The following is a 20,992-nucleotide window of genomic DNA, read 5'->3' on the forward strand; positions in this document are numbered from 1 at the left end:
ATTACTCTTCAAAAATGTACAGATTGTTATAGTATTTTCCTCGTAAGTATAACTTCTTTTGGTGATATACTATCTCAAAAGTCTCATCGTCTTCTTGAGGAAAATCTTGTAGTAATTCTAATTCATTATTAGCTAAATTGATATAGCCAAATTTGCACTCTTCATACTTGCCGCTTACAAACCATAATTTATTGTCGTAAATCGCATTGGTGTAGGGATTTATATTTTCGTTCATCTCCTTTTCTAAAACAATTTTTCCTGAAATAGGGTTGAAAATTTGGTACAAATTTCCTAAATAGCCATAACAAAGTTTGTTTTCTTTGTGTAGTGTTGTTGCTAATAGTTGTTCTTTATAGGGAATTTTAAACAAAAGTTGCCATAATACCTCACCTGTTTTTATATTTAATCCCACTATAAAATTTTCTTCATTTCCATTTTTAAAACTATCAAAAAATAGTACATCATCTACTATCTGAGGCTGTTTAAAAATGGTAAATCCTTCGGGTAAGGTATATTGCCAAATAAGTTCTAAAGGTTGTATATACCAAAGAGAAATCTTATTTTTGTATGTATAAGATTTTCCTTCTGTAACAATAATGCTATTTTCTAAAAAGAAACTTATATCTTTTTCCAAAAACAATCGATATTCTATAGTATTCCCAAAAAAATTATAAACTTCTACCTCTTCTGTTGAAGAAAGAAAAACTAATCCTCTTCCTTTGTTGTAATAAGATTGTTTTAGATAATTTGAATCATTACTAATTCTTATAAAGGATTTTTGTTTGTAATTATAAATATCTAAAAAACTTTCTTTATATCTATAAACAGTTTCTAGATCATTGAATAATTCAAAATCAGAAAAAACAAAAACCCCATCAACATTACATTTTTCTTTTCCTTTGATAAAAATAACATTGTTAATCAATATTACTTTATTGATATCTAGTTCTTTTTTTACTAATTTCATTTTACTAAAATAAATATTTTCTCAAAATTTGAATTTAATTCCTCTAGTAGTTTCTGTTTATTTGGTTTTCTAACATTTTGTAAAAATTTCCTAGCCAAAACTTCAGTTAAAGGTAATTTATCAATAGCTTCTAACATATTTTTCTTAAAATCAATAGGATTTTTACTTCCATTGAAAATCTTTACTCTTCAAAAATATAAAGATTGTTATAGTATTTTCCTCGTAAGTATAACTTCTTTTGGTGATATACTATCTCAAAAGTCTCATCGTCTTCTTGAGGAAAATCTTGTAGTAATTCCAATTCATTATTAGCTAAATTGATATAGCCAAATTTGCACTCTTCATACTTGCCGCTTACAAACCATAATTTATTATCGTAAATCGCATTAGTGTACGGATTTATCTTTTCGTTCATCTCCTTTTCAAAAACAATTTTTCCCAAAATAGGGTTGAAAATTTGGTACAAATTTCCTAAATAGCCATAACAAAGTTTGTTTTCTTTGTGTAGTGTTGTTGCTAATAGTTGTTCTTTATACGGAATCTTAAACAAAAGTTGCCATAATACCTCACCTGTTTTTAAATCTAATCCCACTACAAAATTTTCTTCATTTCCATTTTTAAAACTATCAAAAAATAGTACATTGTCTATTATCTGAGGTTGTTTAAAAATGGTAAATCCTTCGGGTAAGGTATATTGCCATAAAGGCTTTACTATTTCTAAATCTATATTTGTAATTTGACTAGTTTTGTAATTATTTCGTAATAAGAATACATTTTCAGATAATAGATTATAGTAAGCAGGAGCATAAGGTATTTTCCATTTTTGTTTTCTATTGTTATACATCACTAATTTTTCATCTTCCTCTTCTATACAAGCGATAACATTATTAATATTTATAACTTCAAAAAAACTAGTTTCTTCACTTAGTTTTAAGATAGAGTCAAATTTTTGATTTTGGAAATCAAAAAAATATAATTCTTTTGGTGTATTGGAATATAAAATACCATCAACTATATAAGTTGATTTAAACAAATTAGTTATAGATTTAAGGTTAATGTCTAATAAGACATCTTCTTTTGCAAAATATATGGAATCTTTTGTGCTATATATTTCACTAATACTTTCTTCTTTACTTAAAAAAATCATAATTCAATAATTTACTTTAATAGAAAAATATCTTCTAAGTTATCTTTCAAATATCTTCGCAATTTATTAATATTCTTTTCTTGAATTAGTTTAACTGCTAAATTCTCTGTCAAAGGTAATTTATCAATAGCTTCTAACATATTTTTCTTAAAATCAACAGGATTTTTACTTCCATTAAAAATCCATTTGATTTGTGAGAGATTATCAGCATTGCTTAAATCTTTCATAAACTGTTCAGCAAAATCTTTTGGAGGCACTGTTTTTACAGATTTAAACTCATAGAATATTTTGTTAAAACTAAAAGTTTCATCGGTAACATCAATAAATCTACCTCCTAAGGTTGTACTGTTAAATTCTTCAAACTTAATGGTTTTTCCTTTAAATTGGTCACTGTTTTTAGCTAAATATTCCACTATCCAATTAGCACCATCTCTTTTGCTTACTTCTTGTGTAAGTTGGTTAAGTACTTTGTTAAAATCATTTAAGGTAACGTTATTCTTAGCCATATTGTTAGCAAACAAGTCTAAATTATTCAAAACTTGTTCGTAGCTTACCCCCTCTACTCCTTGTATTTTAGCAAGGAGTTCATCAGTAGCCTCTATTTTTTTTAAGTTTTTATTTGCTCTTATTCTTGTAAGAGTTTCTAATACATCAGCGTTTTTCATCAACTGAGTTCTTCCTGCATCTCGCAAGAGTTTCCAGCTTTTATAATTTTTAGTCCCTACATTTTCAATTAATTCTAGATTGTTAAGAACAAGGGTAAGCTCTTGCATATCAGTTCTTAACGAAGGAGCTTCCGTTGCTAATATTTTCCACGCTCTGAATCCTTTTTCACTCTCAACAAAAGCCTGAAAAGAGGAATTTTGCTGAACTAGATCATCTACTAAATCATTAAAAAGACAAGTTTGAGCTATGCTTGTACTGAAAACAAGCATACTCAGTATCAGGAATAATATGTTTTTAAGTGATTTCATTGATAAAAGTATTGTTTTTTATATCATAAATTAAAACTTGTTCTGCCCAAGAAATAAATTTTACAAATTCTTTTTCCCTTTTAATTTCTTTAAACTGAACAGTTCCAAAAGTATATGTCTTTTCAATCATACTCTTTTCAGACAAATTAACAACCCATATACTTCTCTGATTGAGGACTATAAGCTTGTTTTCAATGAAAATATTTTTAATAAAATCATTATTAGCACCTCTTTTTACTTCATATTTTGTCAGTTCATAAGTAGCGGTGTTCATTACCATAAGTCCGTATGGTATAAAAACATAATCACCTTTTTGAGATTCAAAAATAAAGTTATCTAATATTGATGATAATCCACAAAACTTATTGTCATAATCTAACAATGGATGATGAAAAATAACATCTTCCACGTACAGCCTAAACCGCCATAAAGTTAGTCCGTAATAAGGTTCATCAAAATCAGTAGCAATAAGTTTTATTGGGTGATGTTTTGATGCGAATGTATGTGGTTTGTTCAAATCTAAGGGCATAATATGATTTTTTGCTTATTCTTTTTATAAACCCTACGTGCTAGTGGAATAAAAATTCTTGATAATAGATGATTTTGTTGGGAATTTTGGGATAGAGAGGATAGGAGTTAGTAGTAGATAGGGGGTTAGTGAGAGATTACTTTTATTGTTTGTTTTACTTTTTCGGCAATGGCTCGGGCTTTTTCAATGTCTTTATTTACAATGGTTACGTGTCCCATTTTTCTAAACGGACGGGTTTGGCGTTTGCCGTAGATATGAGGGGTAACGCCTTGCATTGCTAATATTTGTTCTATATTTTCGTATATCACATCGCCTTGGTAGCCTTCAGCCCCTACGAGGTTTACCATTACGCCTGCTACTTTGCTATCGGTGTTGCCTAATGGGAGGTCTAAAATGGCGCGCAAATGTTGTTCAAATTGGTTGGTATAAGCAGCCTCGATACTGTAATGTCCTGAGTTATGCGGACGTGGGGCTACTTCGTTTACTAACACTTCGCCTTCAGCCGTTAGAAAAAGCTCTACGGCTAAAAGTCCTACTACCTGAAAAGCTTCGGCTACTTTTATGGCTATCGCACGTGCTTTTTGGGCGATTTCCTCGCTGATACGCGCTGGACATAACACATATTCCACCTGATTGGCTTCGGGGTGAAATTCCATTTCTACCATAGGGTAGGTGCTTGCATCACCGCTCACATTGCGGGCGACAATCACTGCCAATTCCTTAGCGAAAGGCACTAAATTTTCGACGATACACTCTCCCTCGGGTAGAAGGGATAGATCGGGTAGTTGTCGTACGATTTTCACGCCGTTGCCGTCGTAGCCAAAGCGCGCTGATTTCCACACGAAAGGCAGGGTTATTTGCTCGTTTGTTACTGCCTGCTGCAAATTGGCTAAGCTCTCAAAGCGATGAAAAGGAGCGGTAGGGATGTTGTGAGTGGTGTAGAACTGTTTTTGGGTAGCTTTGTTCTGTATCAACTCAATAGTTTGAGGAGAGGGGTATACTTTTACCCCTTCGGATTGTAGTTTTTTAAGAGCATTGACATTCACATTTTCAATCTCAATAGTGAGTACATCTACCTCTTTACCAAAGTTGTAGACGGTATCAAAATCGGTGAGAGCGCCTTGTACAAAGGTATTGCAGGCAATGCGACAAGGGGCATCGGCAGAGGGGTCGAGCACCTTAGTGGTGATGTCGAATTTGCGGGTTTCGGTGAGGAGCATCTTGCCGAGCTGTCCGCCACCAAGGATTCCTAAAGTAAAGTTTGATGAAAAATAGTGAGGCATAAGGTTGATTTATTTCAATTCTCTAATCAAATACATATACACGGGGAAGTGGTCGGAATAGCCCCAAGTGTAGTTGCCGTTGCTCATACTGCGGAAAGGATAGCCTTTGTAACGCCCTTTGGGATTTGCCAAATAAGGACGATTGAAGATGCCTGTTTTCCAATAGCGATAACTACTCTTGTCTTCTTTGAGCAAGTCGTAGGTGAAATAGAATTGGTCGAAAAGATTCCAACCATCTTGATAGGCAAGGGTACCCATTCCCTTTTTGAGCATCGCTTCCATAGGGTTGAAGAGTTCCCCTGGTTTTACATCTTCTTTTTTGTCTTTTGTTTTAAGAACATTTTTAAACCCTGAATTGATAGGGTCGTCGTTGAAGTCGCCCATTGCAATAACTTTGGCATTAGGGTCTTTTTTGAGTAGAGAATCGATGATTTGCTTGTTCAGAGCGGCTGCTTTTTCACGACTGGGGCGGCTTTTGGCTTCTCCTCCTAAACGTGAGGGCCAGTGGTTTACGATAAAATGTATCATTTCGCCGTCCAACTCACCGCTTACAAGCAGTTGGTCGCGGGTGTAGAGGGGTTTGCCGTCGTCTTTAGTGAGGTGTAGGGGGTGTGCAAATGAGGAAACGGGCTTGAACACGCCTTTTTTGTAGATCAGTGCTACATCTACCCCACGGGCATCGGGGGAATCGTAGTGCACGATGCCATAGTTGTAACGTTTGAGATACTCAGTATTGATAAGGTCTTGCACTACTACCTCATTTTCTATTTCGGCAAGTCCTACTATATCGGGGGCGTGGTGCGTTACATCATTACCGATTTCGGAAATGACTTTAGCAATTTTCTGTACGTGGTCGTTATAGACTTTAGAAGTCCAGCGGTCGGCGCCCTCGGGGGTGCGATCGTCATCGAATTTATTAGGGTCGTTGATAGTGTCGAACAAGTTCTCCACATTGTAAAAAGCAATCGTTCTCACGCTAAATTTTTTTTGTTGAGCCTCGGCATTGAGTACCGCCAAAAGTACAAGCGATACCGTTAAAGTTACAATTCTTTTCATTTATAATTTGGTGTTTTTTTAGCTGTTTAGTTTTAAATTAGCAAATCGGTAAATTATTGAAATATTCTTCCAAAAAAGCCTTTCTTTTTGGGTTTGTCATCTTGTTGTTGTGTAGCTGATTGGGTGTTGTTTTTGGCTGCTGCCGAAGGGTTTACTACATCGTCTATAGAAATCTCCTCATCGCCATTGTCTATATCGTTTAATTTGCCTTTGCGCTCATAGATGCGGTAATGCACTTCGCCTGCTCTAATGGTATCTTTTGCAGCACCACTATCGCTGAGAAGTCGATCGAGGAATCCTTCTCTCACCACGGGTTCACAATTGATTATCTCCTCGCGTATCTCATCGGGAACGGAGAAGGTAGCGCGGGTGATTGCGTTGAACTGCTTGTTGCGGTTGAGCTGTGACACAAAGAGGGCTGCAATAGGCAGTGCTGAGTTAGCTCCTTGCCCCAAATAGGTAGCGCGGAAGCCTATCTGCTGGTCGTTACCTACCCAAACAATCATCACCAAGTTAGGCAAGAGTCCTGCAAACCAACCGTCTTTATTATCTTGAGTAGTTCCTGTTTTACCGGCAAGGTCATTAGTGAGCCCATATTGTCCGCGCATTCTGGCAGCTGTTCCTTCGTTCACGGTAGCGCGCATCAGCTGGATCATCTGTTGGGCAGTGGTTTGGCTGATAGCTGCTGCTTCTTTTTTAGGCTTGTGTTGCCAGATGATTTTTCCTTTTTTATCAGTGATTTTTTCTATAAAATACGGTTGTGAGGGCACGCCGTTATTAGCAAAGGTGGTATAGGCTTTAGCCATTTCAATTACTGATAATTCGGCTGAACCCAAGGCGATAGAGGGCACTTGTGGCAACGCTGTTTGGATACCCATTGCGCGCGCTTTCCTGATGACATTGTTGAGCCCTGCATAGAAGAGCGTTTGTACTGCAATAGTGTTCAGCGATTCTTTAAGCGCCTTGCCTACAGAGTAGTAAGTATAAGGGTCATCGTCAGTTTTAGAAGCGTTGCGCGGTGTCCAGAATTTCTCATCGGCGTAGGTAAGGGCGCGTGGTGAGAAGTGAGTACATACGGGCATTCCTACCTCTAAGGCAGTAGCATAGACAATAGGTTTGAAAATAGACCCTACTTGGCGTTTGCTTTGTAATACGTGGTCGTACTTGAAGTGCTGAAAATCAACACCTCCTACATAACTTTTTACAGCTCCCGTTTGTGGATTCACACTCACAAAACCCGTGTTGAGCAAGCGGATATAAAACGACAAACTATCGAGGGTGCTGTGTTTTTGCACCTCGTCTTTGGTGTAGAAACTCAAGTCCATTGGTTTTTTCTCGCTGAGTTTTTTCCAAATATCCTCGTCGTTAAGTCCTTGAGATTTCAAATCTTTATAAGCGGGGAGTTTTTTAGCTTCTTGTAATAGCCAGTCGTTATCGGTTTTCCAAGGAGGATTTTTGCCATAAGCCGTTTCAAAATCTTTTTGCAGGCGTTCTAAGTGTTTTTTCACGGCAGCCTCGGCGTATTGTTGCATAGTGCGATCGATGGTGGTGTAGATGCGCAACCCATCTTTATAGATATTATAGGGCGTACCGTCTTCTTTTTTAACGTCTTTCAACAATTCGGGAAGTTGCAAGCGTATTTGCTCGCGGAGGTAAGGTGCAAGACCTTCGTTTTCAATATTGTTGTAGTCTATTTTTAGGCTGTCCTGTTTGTGGACTTCAAAGTCTTTATCAGAGAGAAGTCCATTTTTTTTCATTTTTGCCAATACCACATTGCGGCGTTCTTCACTTCGCTTGGGCGAGGTACGCGGATTGTAGTTTTTGTTGGCTTTGAGAGAGCCCACCAAGGTAGCAGCCTCGTTGAGGGTGAGATCTTTGGTGTGTTTGTTGAAAAATCGATGAGCAGCCGCCTCTATGCCGTAAGTATTATCGCTAAAAGGTACCGTGTTGAGGTAGAGGGTGATAATCTCCTCTTTAGTATAGACTTTCTCAATGCGGCTGGCGATAATCATTTCTTTGATTTTATGCACAGGCATAGAGAGTTTTCCGTAGCGCTCGCCACGCCCGAAAATGTTTTTAGCCAACTGCATCGTGAGGGTACTCCCCCCGCCCGAAGAATCGTCTTGCAAGAGCAGTGTTTTGAAAAATACCCTAAAGAGGCTTCGCATATCCACGCCACTGTGGTTGTAAAAACGCTCGTCCTCGGTAGCGATGAGTGCATTTACCAAGTAAGGAGGAAAATCGGAATATTCGATTTTTGTGCGGTCGAAGATATAGAATTTACCTAAGAATTCACCGTGGTCGTCGTAGATGAGGCTCGCTTCGGATTGGCGGAGTTCTTTGAGTTCTTGTTCGGTAGGCAATTTGCCAAAAACACCGAAATAGACTAAAGTGAAGAGCAATAACACCATTGCCAGTCCTGTTCCTATAGCGATACCTGCCCATTTGAGGTAAAACTTATAGGTTCGGGGTTGTTTGCCTTCTCGCTTGCTGCTGAAGAGTTTATAAAATAAATACGGAATGCCAATGAGCAGAATCACAAGGGCATACCAAGCGTATTTGAGGCAGTAACGCAGTAGTTTATATACCATAGAACCTAAAGCCAAAGCCCCTTCCATTAGCAGGGAAAGGAAAGGTGCTATAAAGAGCAACCCTTTGGTAATAAGTTTTTTGAATGATATATTTTTCAGTTGCATATAAAAGGTACTGAACGATTTAGAATGCAAAGGTACAAATTAATTGACAATTAACAAGTAACAATGAACAAAATTTAGTATGAGCTGTGTAGCGAATAAAGAAACTAAAGGGTAAGGTTGAAAAATGAATAACTCACGCTATTTTTTTGCTATTTACTAAAAAATTTATACTTTTGCCGCTTCAGTAGTAACAAATTATAAAAATAAGTGTGATGATATACTATGTACTCCTTTCTTTAGGCGTGGTTGTGTTGCTTTATCTGCTTATTATGCAGGGAATTGCAAACCTAAAACGCGAAAAAGTGATAGAGGAACTACGCGAGAAATGGCATAACGCCCTCGTAGACGAAAAACGAACCAAAGAAACTATTATGGAACTCATTGGGAAAACTTTTGGTGAGGCTACCGTAAATAGTATTGAAAAAGGCGTTTATAAGGAAAATATGCCCGATTATCTCGTGAAAATGGCTATAGGTCGCCCTTTGAATGTGCAACCTGTAGTGTTCCACGGCATTACTACTGAACGCTGGCGCTACAAATCGGTAGTGCTCAGTTTTCAAAACGGACGCCTCATAGGATGGGAAACTAGTGATAACTCTACTCAAAATGCAGGACTATGACAGTGAAAGATTACTACGAAGTGCTGGGACTCACCGCCGAAGCTCCCGCTGAAGAAATACGCATCGCCTACCGCAAACTCGCTAAAGCTAATCACCCCGATAAACATCAGGGAGATCCTGCCTATGTAGAGAAATTTAAAGATATACAAGAGGCTTACGATGTGCTCTCGGATGCTGAGAAGCGCAAGGAATACGATGCCCAACTGGCGCGCCAAAAAAGCTATAATAAGAAAGAGGCTAAAAAATCGGCAGCTAATAAAAAATCGGATAAATCTTCTGATAATAGCGCGCAACAACCGCCGCAAACAGAACAGCCCCAACAACCCGAACAACCTCGCCCCGAGGAAATTAAGGATTTACATACCTTGGTGGATATGTATTTCAAAAAACGCGATATCACCTTGCAAGCTCGCAAGGAATACGATAGTTTTCTCGCTACTCCTCGCAAAAAATATATCAATTGGGTAACCTTTATAGCGCTGTTGCTCTTTATCGCAGGAGTTGTTGTGGCAATGATGTTCCTCAATTAACAATTATCAATTGACAATTAACATACACAACGAAACGGATTTTACGGCTACTGCTGCCTTGGATACTTTTCGCTATCAATACGAAAATAACGAGGTATACCACCGCTTTTGTACCCTATTACAACGCACTCCCGAAAAAGTAACTGCCCTCGAGCATATCCCTTTTTTGCCTATTGAATGCTTCAAAACGCATAAAGTGTATTGTGGCAGCACGCCTCACCAGCAAATCTTCACCAGCAGTGGCACCACAGGCGCACAAACTTCTCAGCATTATGTGAAAGACCTCTCTATTTACGAAGAGAGCTTTCGCAAAGGATTTGCATACTTCTATGGCGATATCCGAGATTATGTAGTATTAGCTCTCCTCCCCTCGTATTTAGAGCGTACGGGCTCTTCGCTCATCACTATGGTAGCCGACCTTATTGAGCGCTCAGGTAGTGAGTATAGTGGTTTCTATCTCAATGAATACGACCTCTTAGCCGAGCGTTTGCAAACCCTCGATGTTTCGGGTAAAAAAGTGCTACTCATAGGGGTATCGTTTGCGTTACTTGACCTTGTTGAAAAGTATACTTTCTCCTTAAAAAATACGATTGTAATGGAAACTGGCGGAATGAAAGGTCGGCGTAAAGAACTCGTGCGAGAAGAGTTGCACGCTATGCTCTGCCAAGGCTTTGGTGTCGAAATGATTCACTCCGAATACGGAATGACTGAACTCCTTTCACAAGCCTATTCTGCAGGCAAGGGGATTTATAAGTGCGTACCTTGGCTCAAAGTGTTCATCCGTGATACCAATGATGCGCTGAGCTATCTGCCTATTGGCAAAACCGGCGGAATTAATATCATCGATTTAGCTAATAGAGAATCGTGTAGTTTTATCGCTACTCAAGATTTAGGAAGATTGCATTCTAACGGTACTTTTGAAGTATTAGGGCGCTTTGACAACGCCGATATCAGAGGGTGCAATTTGTTGATTTACTAATTTACGTTGCTATACTTTGCCAAATTTGCCTGTGCGGCTCGCACCCTGAAGACCTCAAAGCCATTGCGCTCTCAAAAGAGCAAGGGAACCTTGGTATGGTTACAAGCAATGACGATGTTTTTAAAGAGATTCAATATTTTAGAAGTTCAAAACAACAACCCTTATTTTAACAGAAAAAATCCCTTGCAGTGCAAACTGCAAGGGATTTTTTTTAGGGTAAAGTAACTAATTTATTAATTGATTACTGTTTTTGGAAGAACATTGTAGTTCCTCCAAGGCTAAGCGTAAGTGTTTGGTTGTTATTGCTAAAGCTAAAAGGTAAGGGTACTTTTTGTCCGTTAGAAACATTGTAATATTTGTCTCCTTCTTTTACATAGTCGTAACTTTCCACCTTACCAGCTTGGCATTGTATTTGAGAAGCAGGCAGGGTATAGTAAAGCGAAAAACCTATAGAGCTCGCTACTATATAACCAGTAAAGCAAGCGGGAGTGCCCGTAGTATAAGTAGTGCCTCCTGCTTCTATTTTAGTAAGTTCCCAAAGTCCTACCAAAGGATCGAGATAGCTATAGTCTACCCCTTTTTTGTGAAGGACTTGTATTTCTTCCTGTTGTTGATTATTTTTAAAACGAAGAATAAGTTCCTTGTCCTTTATTTCGTATTTTATAGAGGCTGTTCCCCCTTTGTTTCCATTAGGAGAATCATCGGCAATCGTCATATTAAAAACACCATTAGTAGCTGTATAATCGTAATATTTTGGAGTGTATTTGCAGTCTGAACCTTCTAAATGATACCATTCGTGCTTTATTTTTTTATCGGAAATAGACCAATAAGTTTTTTGAGCACAATTATGAGGAGTTATCCATCGAAATCCATAACCATCGAGGTTATTATATATAGCATATTGATACCAATCTCCTTTGAGCGAAGTGCTACCTCCGCCGTTGTCGTCGTCCTTCCCGCAAGAGGAAAAGCATAATGCTGTGGCTACCAGAGCCGAAAAAATTAGTTTTTTCATATAATATTTGTATTATCCTCTCTCCCGTTCCCTCTCTCCCAAGGAGAGAGGGGCAATCTGGTTAAGAGGGTATTAAGAATAATGTTTTTTTGTTAATAAAATTTCTTTATTCGTTATTATCGCCACATCATACCGCTAAAATAAGAAGGAACACCGTGTGTGCCTCTTTCTTGACGTAGCACAATGAAGCCACTTTTGTCGTTTTCGAGGTCGTAGAGTTTGTTATCATCACGAATTACAAACACATAGCCATAGCCACCGCTTGTTACCACAACACCTCCTTGGCTGGGTTGTAATGGGTCATAGTCTGTCCAAGCACGCCCTACGGTGGGTGCTCCTACAAAAGCAATATATTTGCCGTCGGGGGAGAATACAGGATGATATTCGCCATCTGCTCTGCTGGAGCCTGTAAGTTTGGAGGTGGTTACTTGGTGGAGGTCGCTGCCGTCTATATTCTGTACCCAGAGGTGCCCTTCATAACGAAAAGCCACGCGCGTACCTTGTGGGTTTACTGTTACATAGTTGGCTCCCTTGCCGTTGTTTATATTCAACACTTTTTCTACCTTGTTGCCGTATTCTTCTTTCCAACGATAGAGTACTCCCTTGATAGCACTGTACATTTCGTTGTTCTGTGTCCATACGGGGGTACTTTGTGCCCTCAAATCATCTCGAGTAAGTCCTTTGGTAAAATCGGCAATGAGCTTGCCTGTTTCAGTATTGAGCAAGAGTACTCCGCGCTCATCCCAATAATAAGAATCAACTGCGATAAATTTCTTGTTAGGGGAAAGGCGAATGATACATTCCTTGTAAAATTCCTGAGGGTCATAAGTAAAACTAAACGAGAAAATGTTACCTGTTTTTGGCAGTTTATCATAGGCAAACCATACATAGTTACCATCCAAAGGGCGCAACAAGAAAGTTTGGGTATCTTGAGTGCCAAACGAGCGGTCAGTACTGATGGCTAATGCTATTTCCTTGCTACCATAGGTAATATCGCAACCTGTAATACCAGGTCCATTCATTGTTTTGGTAACCTTGCTGAGTTTGCCGTTTGAAAAGTTGTAGGATTGGATACCATCGGTAGCAAAATCCACATAAAGGGTGCCAGGGAGAGAAGCCCCACTACCTCCGCCGTTGTCGTCGTCTTTCCCGCAAGAGGAAACGAATAATGCTGTGGCAACTAATGCCGAAAAAATAAGTTTTTTCATATAATTATTATTTAATGTTTTTTGCTTTTACAATTTATCAGACAAGTCGGACGTGTCAGACAAATCAGATTCCTGACCTCTGACACTTGCCCCCTAAAACCTGACATCGGGGCAAAGATAATAAAAAATATCTTTATATCCTAATTTGTATTGCTAATTAATCATTAACAGAAAACCTCCCCTTGCAGTTTGTACCACAAGAGGAGGTTTTTAAGTTATATTTATTGCCTGTGCGGCTCGCACCTTTGGCTAAGTGTAGGTTTATTGTTCATTATTCATTGTCAATTCTTCATTGTCAATTGTTTTTTTAAGTTCTTCAATCTCTTTTTGGGTGTCTTCTACGATAGAAGTGTCTATTCCCGTGTGATTGATATGATGATGAATTTCAGTTTTAATCTCATCGGTAGCATCGCGCAATTGGCGCATTGTTTTGCCCAAACCACGCGCAACCTCTGGGAGCTTATCAGCCCCAAAAAGTATTAAAACCATAAAAAGTATAAATATAATCTCTGAAATACCCATAAATTCAATTAATAATTAACAATTACCTGATGTCTAACACCTGATGCTTGACACCTAACTCACTGCAAAATTACATTTTTTTCGTCATAAAATAGCAAATTTCATATTTTTTTTATACTTTTGCCCGTATGAAAAAAGTAAAATATTATTATGACCCCGAGACGCTCTCGTATAAGCGCATCCGCAATCGCAAGCGCACAAAGGTGCGTAACGCCCTGATATTCCTCACGGCAGCGGCACTCTTCGGGATTTTATTCTCTCTTATAATGATTAACTCGCGTTTGTTCTTCACTCCTCGCGAGGTAGTACTCGCACGCGAGATTAAAACCTACGAAACGAACTACCAAATCCTCAACAAAAAAATGGAATTGGCGGAAGAGGTGCTTGCCGACCTCCAAGAGCGCGACAACAATATGTACCGCCTTTACTTCAACGCTCCTGTCATCCCCGATAGTATCCGCAAGAGCCTTAAAAACCCCAATCGCTATAAAGATTTGGAAAAATTCGGCAACTCCAAACTGATTGCCAGCACCAATGAACGTTTAGATGTATTGCGCAAGCAGTTGGTTGTACAATCCAAATCGCTCGATGAGATTACCAAACTCTCTAAGGCAAAGGAAAAATTCCTCGCTTCTATTCCCGCCATTCAGCCTATCAATAACAAGGATTTAAAACACATGGCTTCCGGTTACGGTTGGCGCACCGACCCTTTCACCAAAGCGCGTAAGTTCCACTATGGTATGGACTTCGCCGCACCCCAAGGTACTCCTGTATATGCTGCTGGTGATGGGGTAGTAGCCCGCGCCGATAGCAATGCCTCAGGCTATGGCAACCACATCCGCATAGACCACGGTTATGGCTATGTAACCCTCTACGGACACCTTTCTGCCTACAATGTGCGCGCCGGTCAGCACGTGAAGCGCGGAGACCTCATCGGCAAAGTGGGAAGCACCGGTCGCTCCGAAGCCCCTCACTTGCACTACGAGGTTATCAAAAACGGCGAACATATCAACCCTATTCACTTCTACTATGGCAACCTCACCCCCAGCGAATACGCTGATATGCTACACGTATCTACCCAAGAAAACCAATCGCTTGATTAGGGGTCAGATATTCTTACCTCTAAACAACCTCTAAAAAATAGTCAGAAATAATCAGCAAATTACTCTATGGCAATATCAATAAAACTTAAAAAACGCTGGGATGTTTATTCTACTTTGCAAGAGGTGCTCACGGCAACTCAAAACCTTAGTGTATCTCCTTTCGGACTTACCGAAGAGGGTTTGCAGGACTTTCGCGGGATTAAGCTTATAGGCGAAAGAGCGCAAGTTCCTTTGCGAAATGGCTATATGTGGGAAAACATATCCAAACCCCTCCATACCTCCCTATCTTATGCCGACTTTTCAGGCTCGGTATGGCAGTATTTTGCCATTGAAGAAACAGACGATTTTACCCCTGTGATTGATCACGTTATTTTCGACGAAAGCATGTTTCAATTGAGTGCCTATGCTATTTGTGGAAATGGAGCCACCTTCTTATCGTGCAGTTTTGCTGGTTGCAAATACAAATGGGGAGATTTTATAGGGGCTACACTAAAAGACTGTCGTTTTACCCAAATTAAAAAGAATGTCCGCTTAAAGTTCAATAGTTGTAAACTATTAGAGAACTGCCTATTTAGTGGAGAAATCCACAAGGCACATTTTGGGTATTCCAATCTGAAAAACTGTACCTTTGAAGTGCTGTTATACGACTGCTCGTTTGAAGGGGTTGAAAAGATAGGGAACCTGCGTAAAGGTGAGATTATTCCGCCTGAAAAGGTAGATAACAGAATGGATGGACTGGATTTTTCTAAGGCGGATATCATAATGTGTAGCTTTCAGTCATTTTGTTATTTGGATAAAGTGAAACACTCAAAAAACAATTGTATATTCAAGGTAACCGATGAATTTCACAACTGTTTGCTTTCCATTATAGAAAATAACAACAGTCCTTTAAAAGAGAAATTGATAGAATACGCAAAATTATTCTACGCTCCGCACACTACAACCCCTTACGAAGTAGTACATCCTAATAATTTTTCATTCAAACATCCAGAAGAAACTGAACTGAGTCAGCAACTCTACAATTTTGTTTGTGAGGCTGCAGAAGCTACTGGGTGTAGGGTGAAGTAGAGAGGAGAACAATCTAAAAAGAATTACAGAATTGATTATCAATTATGGATGCAACAGATATAAAAGTATTGCTAAAAGTAGGAGAACGCATCTCCTTTGAATGCAAGAAAGCCGAAAATAATATTCCAAAGTCGGTGTGGGAAACTTATTCTTCTTTTGCCAATACTATTGGAGGTATTATTGTTTTGGGTATTACTGAAAATATCAAGTTTGCAGGTGAAGCCAATCATTTTGAAATTACAGGAATTACGAATCCACAGAAATTGAGAAAAGAGTTTTTTGATACACTCAATAGCAATAAAGTAAATCGTAATATCCTTACTGATAGCGATGTTGAAATTATAGATTACGAAGGTGTTTCTTTAATGTGTATCACTGTTCCTCAAGCTGATTATAGGCAACGCCCTATCTATATTAATGGCAATATGATGAATGGTGCCTTTAAGCGAAATTATGAGGGGGACTATCACTGCACTGAAGAAGATGTGAAAGCAATGATTCGCGATGCCAATGATAGCGGGAATGACGGAATACTGATAGAACACTATAATACAGATGATATTGATAGTGCTACCCTTAGTGCCTATCGCAACAGATTTAGAACTGCTAACCCCGACCATATCTGGAATGATTATGATGATAAGGATTTTTTACTCAATATAGGAGCTTATACCAAAGATAGAAATACAGGTAGAGAAGGGCTTACATTGGCAGGTTTGCTTCTCTTTGGCAAAGGACTTTCTATAAGAGAACGCTTTGATAATATCCGTATGGATTATCTTGATTATACTAACTTAGAAGAGGAAAGCCGTTGGAGTGATCGCTTAACTTACGATGGGCGTTGGGAGAATAACCTCTATAACTTCTTTATGCGGGTACAATCCAAACTTATTAGCGATATCAAGCGTCCTTTCACTCTCAAAGGTATGGAACGCGAAGATGATAGTTTGCTACACAAAGCTATTCGTGAGGCACTCACAAATTTAATTATTCATACTGATTATATGCTAACAGGGGTTTTGAAAGTAGAGAAGTATGACAATCAGTTTGTATTTTCTAATCCTGGTTCACTTAAAATACCTGTAGTTGATATTTATGAAGGAGGACACTCCAAAGCGCGAAACCCTCATATACAAGCCATTTTTAGAATGATTGGTTTCGGTGAGAATATAGGCTCTGGATTTCCTACCATTTTAGAGGCTTGCAAAAAAGAAAACTGGCGCAGACCTCTATTAAGCGAACGTCCCGATTTGCACTTGGTAGAACTTACTCTTTCTATGATTTCACTAATATCGTCTGAATGTGAAACACAGCTTTTGGAAATCTATGGTGATGATTATAAAGAAATAGAAAAAGAAGAGCAACTTATTTTGGCTACAGCGTTTAGTGAGGGGATTATTGCTAATAATACAGTACAATTACTCCTTGACAAAAATCCGTTAGAAGCAGGAAAGCTACTCTATGCCTTAGTAGCAAAAGATATGCTATTATCCACTAACAAAGGACGTTGGACTACTTATGTTATTAACAAAAAATATACTCAAGGAGTAGAAAACTCAAGGAGTAAAACTCAAGGAGTAGAAAACTCAAGGAGTAAAACTCAAGGAGTAAAAAGGCAAGGAGTAGAAAAGGCAAGGAGTAATAAAAAAGAAAAAATTATTGAACGTATTATAGCTTTTTGTCAAGAACCTCACACCTTGCAAGAAATAGCACAAGAATTAGGTTTCTCTGACCGTTATTGGATGAAAAAAAATCATATAGACCCTTTGTTAGGCGATGTGTTACAAATGACTTCTGTAGAGAGTAAAAATGCTCCTACTCAGAAATATGTAGTAATCAGCAAATCATTATGATGAATACTCCCAAAACCTCCACAAAGAACCATCAGGACTTCGTGGGTTTTAGCGAATTGAAATCAAAATTCTATAATTAGATGAAAAAAATACTATTTCTTTTTATTCTTAGTAGTTTTATAACGGCTTGTAGACAACATAAGAAAACTTATATTGCTGATGTCTCAGAAAATGCAATTACTATTGACTCTTTTTATCACAAAGAAAATATATTTAAATATACTCAGCTGGGTATAGAATGTAAAAAAGGAAATTTAGACAATGTAAAACAACTTCTTACTAAAGGAGCAAATAGTAGATTTGCAAAAAAAGATGATTATTTGATATATGATGCCTTGTTTGTGTCTATAGAAAACCGTCATTTGCCTATTGTTAAATATCTTGTAGAAAACAACATATCAGATATAAATCAAATATATACAGAAGAAGGATTAACACCTCTTGGATTAGCTCGTAAAATAGGAGACAAAGAGATTGTTTCGTATCTTATTGAACAAGGTGGAATTAAGTACTCTTCAGATTGCTTGGCAACATACTCAGGTCATTTTTTATATTTGAAAGAAGAAAAGGCAGACCCTCGTGCTTGGGGAAAAATCTTAGTAAAAATAGATGATAATATTGCTCATTTACAGATAGAAACTTATGATAAAAGTAATGATAAGGAATATGTTTTTAAAGAAGAAAAAAACAACGAAATTTCATTTGTAGATTTGAAAAGAGAGGATTATATAAAAATAATAAAGAAAAACAGCACGTATCTTCTCAAGAGTTCTTTTTTAGATAGTCTGTTAGATAAAAACAACTTATATACAATAGAAAAAATAATCAGCAAATGAGAAAATCAGCAAATCATTATGATGAATACTCTAAAAACCTCCACAAAGAACCATCAGGACTTAGAGACTTTAGCGAATGCAATATCAAAAATATGTGCGCCTTTTATGAGGCGTGGCAGGAGTTAGATACTAATTTGGAAATTGTAATTTCCAAATTGCAAATGTTTGATAACAAAGGTCTTATTAATTCGCCAACCACGGTTGGCGAATTAGAAACAATTTCGGCAGCCATAGCTGCCGAAATGCCTGAACAGTTTCAGCGTGTATTACCCAATATAGAAGAATTGCGCAAAGTATTGTCAAATCAGCCTACTGATAAATAAATCTATGATGAGCAACCCACAACACCTCATTCACACCATACAGCAAGCCTTTTCTAGCGTTACCTTGGGCAACGGCATAGGGCTCAGCGAGGGCAATGCTATGGATGATTATGCCCCAGCCGAAGAACGCACCCGCTGTCGCAAGCAAGATGAGCAAACCCATTGGCACAAGATACCTGTAGAGCTTCTCAACCAATATTATGTAGCCCTCTGCTATTTCGACCCCGAAGGAATGCGATTTCACCTGCCCGCTTTTCTTATTGCCGACTTACAAGGGCAGTTCCGTTTTGATCTTGTCTATACATTTATCCATTTAGACGAGTACAAAGAGCAACAATTCTCATTGCTGAACGCTCAGCAGAAACAAGCAGTCGCTCAATACCTGCGCTGGATATGTACCGACCCTAGTCATTATACCACCGCAGACGATACCACCGCCATCGAAGAAGCCCTTTTACTATTTTGGGAAACCTAAACTTACCATATTTATAGTAGTAATTAATAATAAATTGTAAATTAAACTTATATGACTCATAAAAATCTCCCCCAAAATTGGGATTTCTTTATGTGCCGTATCGAAGGCGCTCCTGCCTCTATACGCACTAATTTAGCCTTGATTGAGGTCGCTCCTCTCGAAGGACTCACACAGCGCTTGCAGTTCTATATCAAAATGCAAAACCCCAGACCCGACGGACTTTCTTCTAATGAAGAATATCCTATCCTCTGTGATATAGAGGATGCTATAGGTGAAAAAGCCGAAGCTACAGGGGCTGTATTAGCAGGGGTAGTAAGATCGGAAGGGTTTTTAGAATTGTGGTTTTATACCCAAAATGCCAAAACATTGGCAAAAACTTGTGAAGAAGCATTACAAACTTTTGAGGGCTATCAGTCGGGGTATAATATAGCCGAAGACCCCGAGTGGGAAGATTATTTTGGTTTCCTCTACCCCGATGAGTTTTCTTACCAAACAATGCAAAACCGCAAAGTGTTAATGCAACTCGAAAAGAATGGCGATAAAATGGAGGTACCTCGCGAAATTGACCATTTTATCTACTTCAAAGAAGCTGCTCAGCAACAGGCTTTTGCCAAAGAAGCTGAAGCCAAAGGTTTTAAAGTACTTCTTAGCGATGAAAAAACAGTAGAAGAACGCAAAGCAGAAAACTATACGCATCCTTATACAGTTCAAGCCACTCGTGAAGACAGTCCGTTGGCTATCGATGATATCGTATGGGATTTGTTAGAACTTGCCTCTCCTTTTGAAGGTAATTACGACGGCTGGGGCTGTGTAAACGTACAATAAAAAAGTAATTATTAACTGTCAATTATCAATTGAAAATGAAATATTCTAAAATAATAGATGCTGTTTATGAGGAAGTATTAAAGGGCGAAAATACTGGTACCGTCCCTACTTACATTCCCGAATTAGCACAAGTGAACCCCGAACAGTTTGGGGTCTATTTCTATAGCCTCAACAAGCAATCCTATGGCATAGGCGACTGCGATGTAAAATTTTCGGCGCAGAGTATCGCCAAAGTGCTCGCCCTCTCTTTGGCCTATAGTATCATAGGCGACCAATTGTGGAAACGCGTAGATGTAGAACCGTCGGGTACTTCGTTCAACTCCTTGGTGCAATTAGAAGCCGATAATGGTATTCCGCGTAATCCGCTCATCAACGCAGGGGCGATAGTAGTGTGTGATATTTTGCTCTCTATTTTAGAAGATGCCGAAGCTGATTTTCTCACTTTTGTACGCGAATTGGCTAATGATGAGAGTATCAACTATTCTATTTTAGTAGCCGAATCGGAAAAATCAGTAGGGTATCGCAATTTTGCCCTTTGCTATTACATCAAGTCGCTCGGGAATATCGAAAACGACCCTATCGAGGTGCTCAACTTCTATTTCAAACTCTGTTCTTTGGAACTCACTTGCAAATCGATGGCGTATATCTTCTCATTTCTTGCCAACGATGGGATCCGTATGCACGACCGCGTGCAAATCCTTACCGAAACCTGTACCAAGCGCGTAAACGCCATAATGCAAACCTGCGGATTTTATGACGAGTCCGGAGAGTTTGCTTTTAAAGTAGGTTTGCCAGGGAAGAGTGGAGTAGGAGGGGGGATTGTCGCCCTATTGCCCAATCATTACAGCATAGCGGTATGGAGTCCCAAACTCAACGACAAAGGCAATTCGTATAGAGGAATGAAGTTCTTAGAAATGTTTACTGCCCAAACGCATACCTCTATTTTTTAGTTACATTGTAAGGGCGTTTTGCAAACGCCCTTA

Annotated in this window: 21 protein-coding genes; 11 read left to right on the forward strand and 10 right to left on the reverse strand. The window is 38.6% G+C overall.

The window, feature by feature from the left end:
* Position 1 precedes the first annotated feature (1 nt).
* From CGC57_RS07185 to CGC57_RS07215, 7 genes are all read right to left on the reverse strand, one after another.
* On the reverse strand, positions 2-967 hold the full coding sequence (locus CGC57_RS07185) for a PQQ-binding-like beta-propeller repeat protein (protein ID WP_095898579.1): 966 nt from the start codon (positions 965-967) through the stop codon (positions 2-4).
* 181 nt (positions 968-1,148) lie between these two features.
* A complete protein-coding gene (locus tag CGC57_RS07190) occupies positions 1,149-2,114 on the reverse strand; it encodes a hypothetical protein (RefSeq protein ID WP_095898580.1) in 966 nt (321 codons plus the stop codon).
* A gap of 11 nt (positions 2,115-2,125) precedes the next feature.
* The gene (locus tag CGC57_RS07195; protein ID WP_095898581.1) at positions 2,126-3,088 is read right to left on the reverse strand and encodes a hypothetical protein; all 963 of its coding nucleotides are present in this window, start codon (positions 3,086-3,088) and stop codon (positions 2,126-2,128) included.
* On the reverse strand, positions 3,075-3,617 hold the full coding sequence (locus CGC57_RS07200; protein ID WP_095898582.1) for a hypothetical protein: 543 nt from the start codon (positions 3,615-3,617) through the stop codon (positions 3,075-3,077). Before CGC57_RS07200 ends, CGC57_RS07195 begins: the two co-directional genes overlap by 14 nt.
* Positions 3,618-3,742: 125 nt before the next feature.
* The gene (locus tag CGC57_RS07205; protein ID WP_095898583.1) at positions 3,743-4,900 is read right to left on the reverse strand and encodes a 5-(carboxyamino)imidazole ribonucleotide synthase; all 1,158 of its coding nucleotides are present in this window, start codon (positions 4,898-4,900) and stop codon (positions 3,743-3,745) included.
* A 9-nt stretch (positions 4,901-4,909) separates the two neighbouring features.
* Entirely contained in the window at positions 4,910-5,956 is a 1,047-nt protein-coding gene (locus CGC57_RS12890; RefSeq protein ID WP_095898584.1) for an endonuclease/exonuclease/phosphatase family protein, read from the reverse strand.
* A 53-nt stretch (positions 5,957-6,009) separates the two neighbouring features.
* Positions 6,010-8,652 (reverse strand): transglycosylase domain-containing protein, encoded by a 2,643-nt coding sequence (locus tag CGC57_RS07215; RefSeq protein ID WP_095898585.1) that lies wholly within the window; start codon positions 8,650-8,652, stop codon positions 6,010-6,012.
* 212 nt (positions 8,653-8,864) lie between these two features.
* On the opposite strand from CGC57_RS07215, the gene CGC57_RS07220 reads away from it, so the two are divergent.
* From CGC57_RS07220 to CGC57_RS07230, 3 genes are read left to right on the forward strand one after another with little or no spacing between them, the layout of a single operon-like run.
* Complete coding sequence (locus CGC57_RS07220; RefSeq protein WP_095898586.1) at positions 8,865-9,272, forward strand: hypothetical protein; 408 nt, start codon at positions 8,865-8,867, stop codon at positions 9,270-9,272.
* Positions 9,269-9,802, forward strand: coding sequence for a DnaJ domain-containing protein (locus tag CGC57_RS07225; protein ID WP_095898587.1), 534 nt, complete (start codon positions 9,269-9,271; stop codon positions 9,800-9,802). The genes CGC57_RS07220 and CGC57_RS07225 overlap by 4 nt, the downstream gene beginning before the upstream one ends.
* 10 nt (positions 9,803-9,812) lie before the next feature.
* A complete protein-coding gene (locus CGC57_RS07230) occupies positions 9,813-10,781 on the forward strand; it encodes a LuxE/PaaK family acyltransferase (RefSeq protein ID WP_095898588.1) in 969 nt (322 codons plus the stop codon).
* Between the two features lie 241 nt (positions 10,782-11,022).
* Here CGC57_RS07230 and CGC57_RS07240 read toward each other — a convergent pair whose 3' ends face one another.
* The 3 genes from CGC57_RS07240 to CGC57_RS07250 form a co-directional block, all read right to left on the reverse strand.
* Positions 11,023-11,796 (reverse strand): lipocalin-like domain-containing protein, encoded by a 774-nt coding sequence (locus CGC57_RS07240; RefSeq protein WP_095898590.1) that lies wholly within the window; start codon positions 11,794-11,796, stop codon positions 11,023-11,025.
* 116 nt (positions 11,797-11,912) lie between these two features.
* Entirely contained in the window at positions 11,913-13,004 is a 1,092-nt protein-coding gene (locus CGC57_RS07245; RefSeq protein ID WP_095898591.1) for a PD40 domain-containing protein, read from the reverse strand.
* A 261-nt stretch (positions 13,005-13,265) separates the two neighbouring features.
* The gene (locus tag CGC57_RS07250) at positions 13,266-13,526 is read right to left on the reverse strand and encodes a Sec-independent protein translocase subunit TatA/TatB (RefSeq protein ID WP_095898592.1); all 261 of its coding nucleotides are present in this window, start codon (positions 13,524-13,526) and stop codon (positions 13,266-13,268) included.
* A 128-nt stretch (positions 13,527-13,654) separates the two neighbouring features.
* On the opposite strand from CGC57_RS07250, the gene CGC57_RS07255 reads away from it, so the two are divergent.
* The 8 genes from CGC57_RS07255 (at position 13,655) to CGC57_RS07290 (ending at position 20,959) form a co-directional block, all read left to right on the forward strand.
* Complete coding sequence (locus tag CGC57_RS07255; RefSeq protein WP_095898593.1) at positions 13,655-14,629, forward strand: M23 family metallopeptidase; 975 nt, start codon at positions 13,655-13,657, stop codon at positions 14,627-14,629.
* 66 nt (positions 14,630-14,695) lie between these two features.
* Complete coding sequence (locus CGC57_RS07260; RefSeq protein ID WP_095898594.1) at positions 14,696-15,697, forward strand: pentapeptide repeat-containing protein; 1,002 nt, start codon at positions 14,696-14,698, stop codon at positions 15,695-15,697.
* Positions 15,698-15,741: 44 nt separating this feature from the next.
* Positions 15,742-17,550, forward strand: a complete 1,809-nt coding sequence (locus tag CGC57_RS07265; RefSeq protein WP_095898595.1) for an RNA/DNA-binding domain-containing protein — start codon at positions 15,742-15,744, stop codon at positions 17,548-17,550.
* Positions 17,551-17,630: 80 nt separating this feature from the next.
* A complete protein-coding gene (locus CGC57_RS07270; protein ID WP_095898596.1) occupies positions 17,631-18,386 on the forward strand; it encodes an ankyrin repeat domain-containing protein in 756 nt (251 codons plus the stop codon).
* Positions 18,383-18,709 (forward strand): hypothetical protein, encoded by a 327-nt coding sequence (locus CGC57_RS07275; protein ID WP_095898597.1) that lies wholly within the window; start codon positions 18,383-18,385, stop codon positions 18,707-18,709. Before CGC57_RS07270 ends, CGC57_RS07275 begins: the two co-directional genes overlap by 4 nt.
* Positions 18,710-18,713: 4 nt before the next feature.
* Positions 18,714-19,184: a DUF6714 family protein gene (locus CGC57_RS07280; protein ID WP_232033964.1), complete on the forward strand. Its 471-nt coding sequence runs from the start codon at positions 18,714-18,716 to the stop codon at positions 19,182-19,184.
* Positions 19,185-19,235: 51 nt separating this feature from the next.
* Positions 19,236-20,009, forward strand: coding sequence for a DUF695 domain-containing protein (locus tag CGC57_RS07285; protein ID WP_095898598.1), 774 nt, complete (start codon positions 19,236-19,238; stop codon positions 20,007-20,009).
* A gap of 35 nt (positions 20,010-20,044) precedes the next feature.
* Positions 20,045-20,959 (forward strand): glutaminase, encoded by a 915-nt coding sequence (locus tag CGC57_RS07290; protein WP_095898599.1) that lies wholly within the window; start codon positions 20,045-20,047, stop codon positions 20,957-20,959.
* Positions 20,960-20,992 lie beyond the last annotated feature (33 nt).

The organism is Capnocytophaga sputigena (assembly GCF_002302495.1).
In the GTDB taxonomy this organism is placed as follows: domain Bacteria; phylum Bacteroidota; class Bacteroidia; order Flavobacteriales; family Flavobacteriaceae; genus Capnocytophaga; species Capnocytophaga sputigena.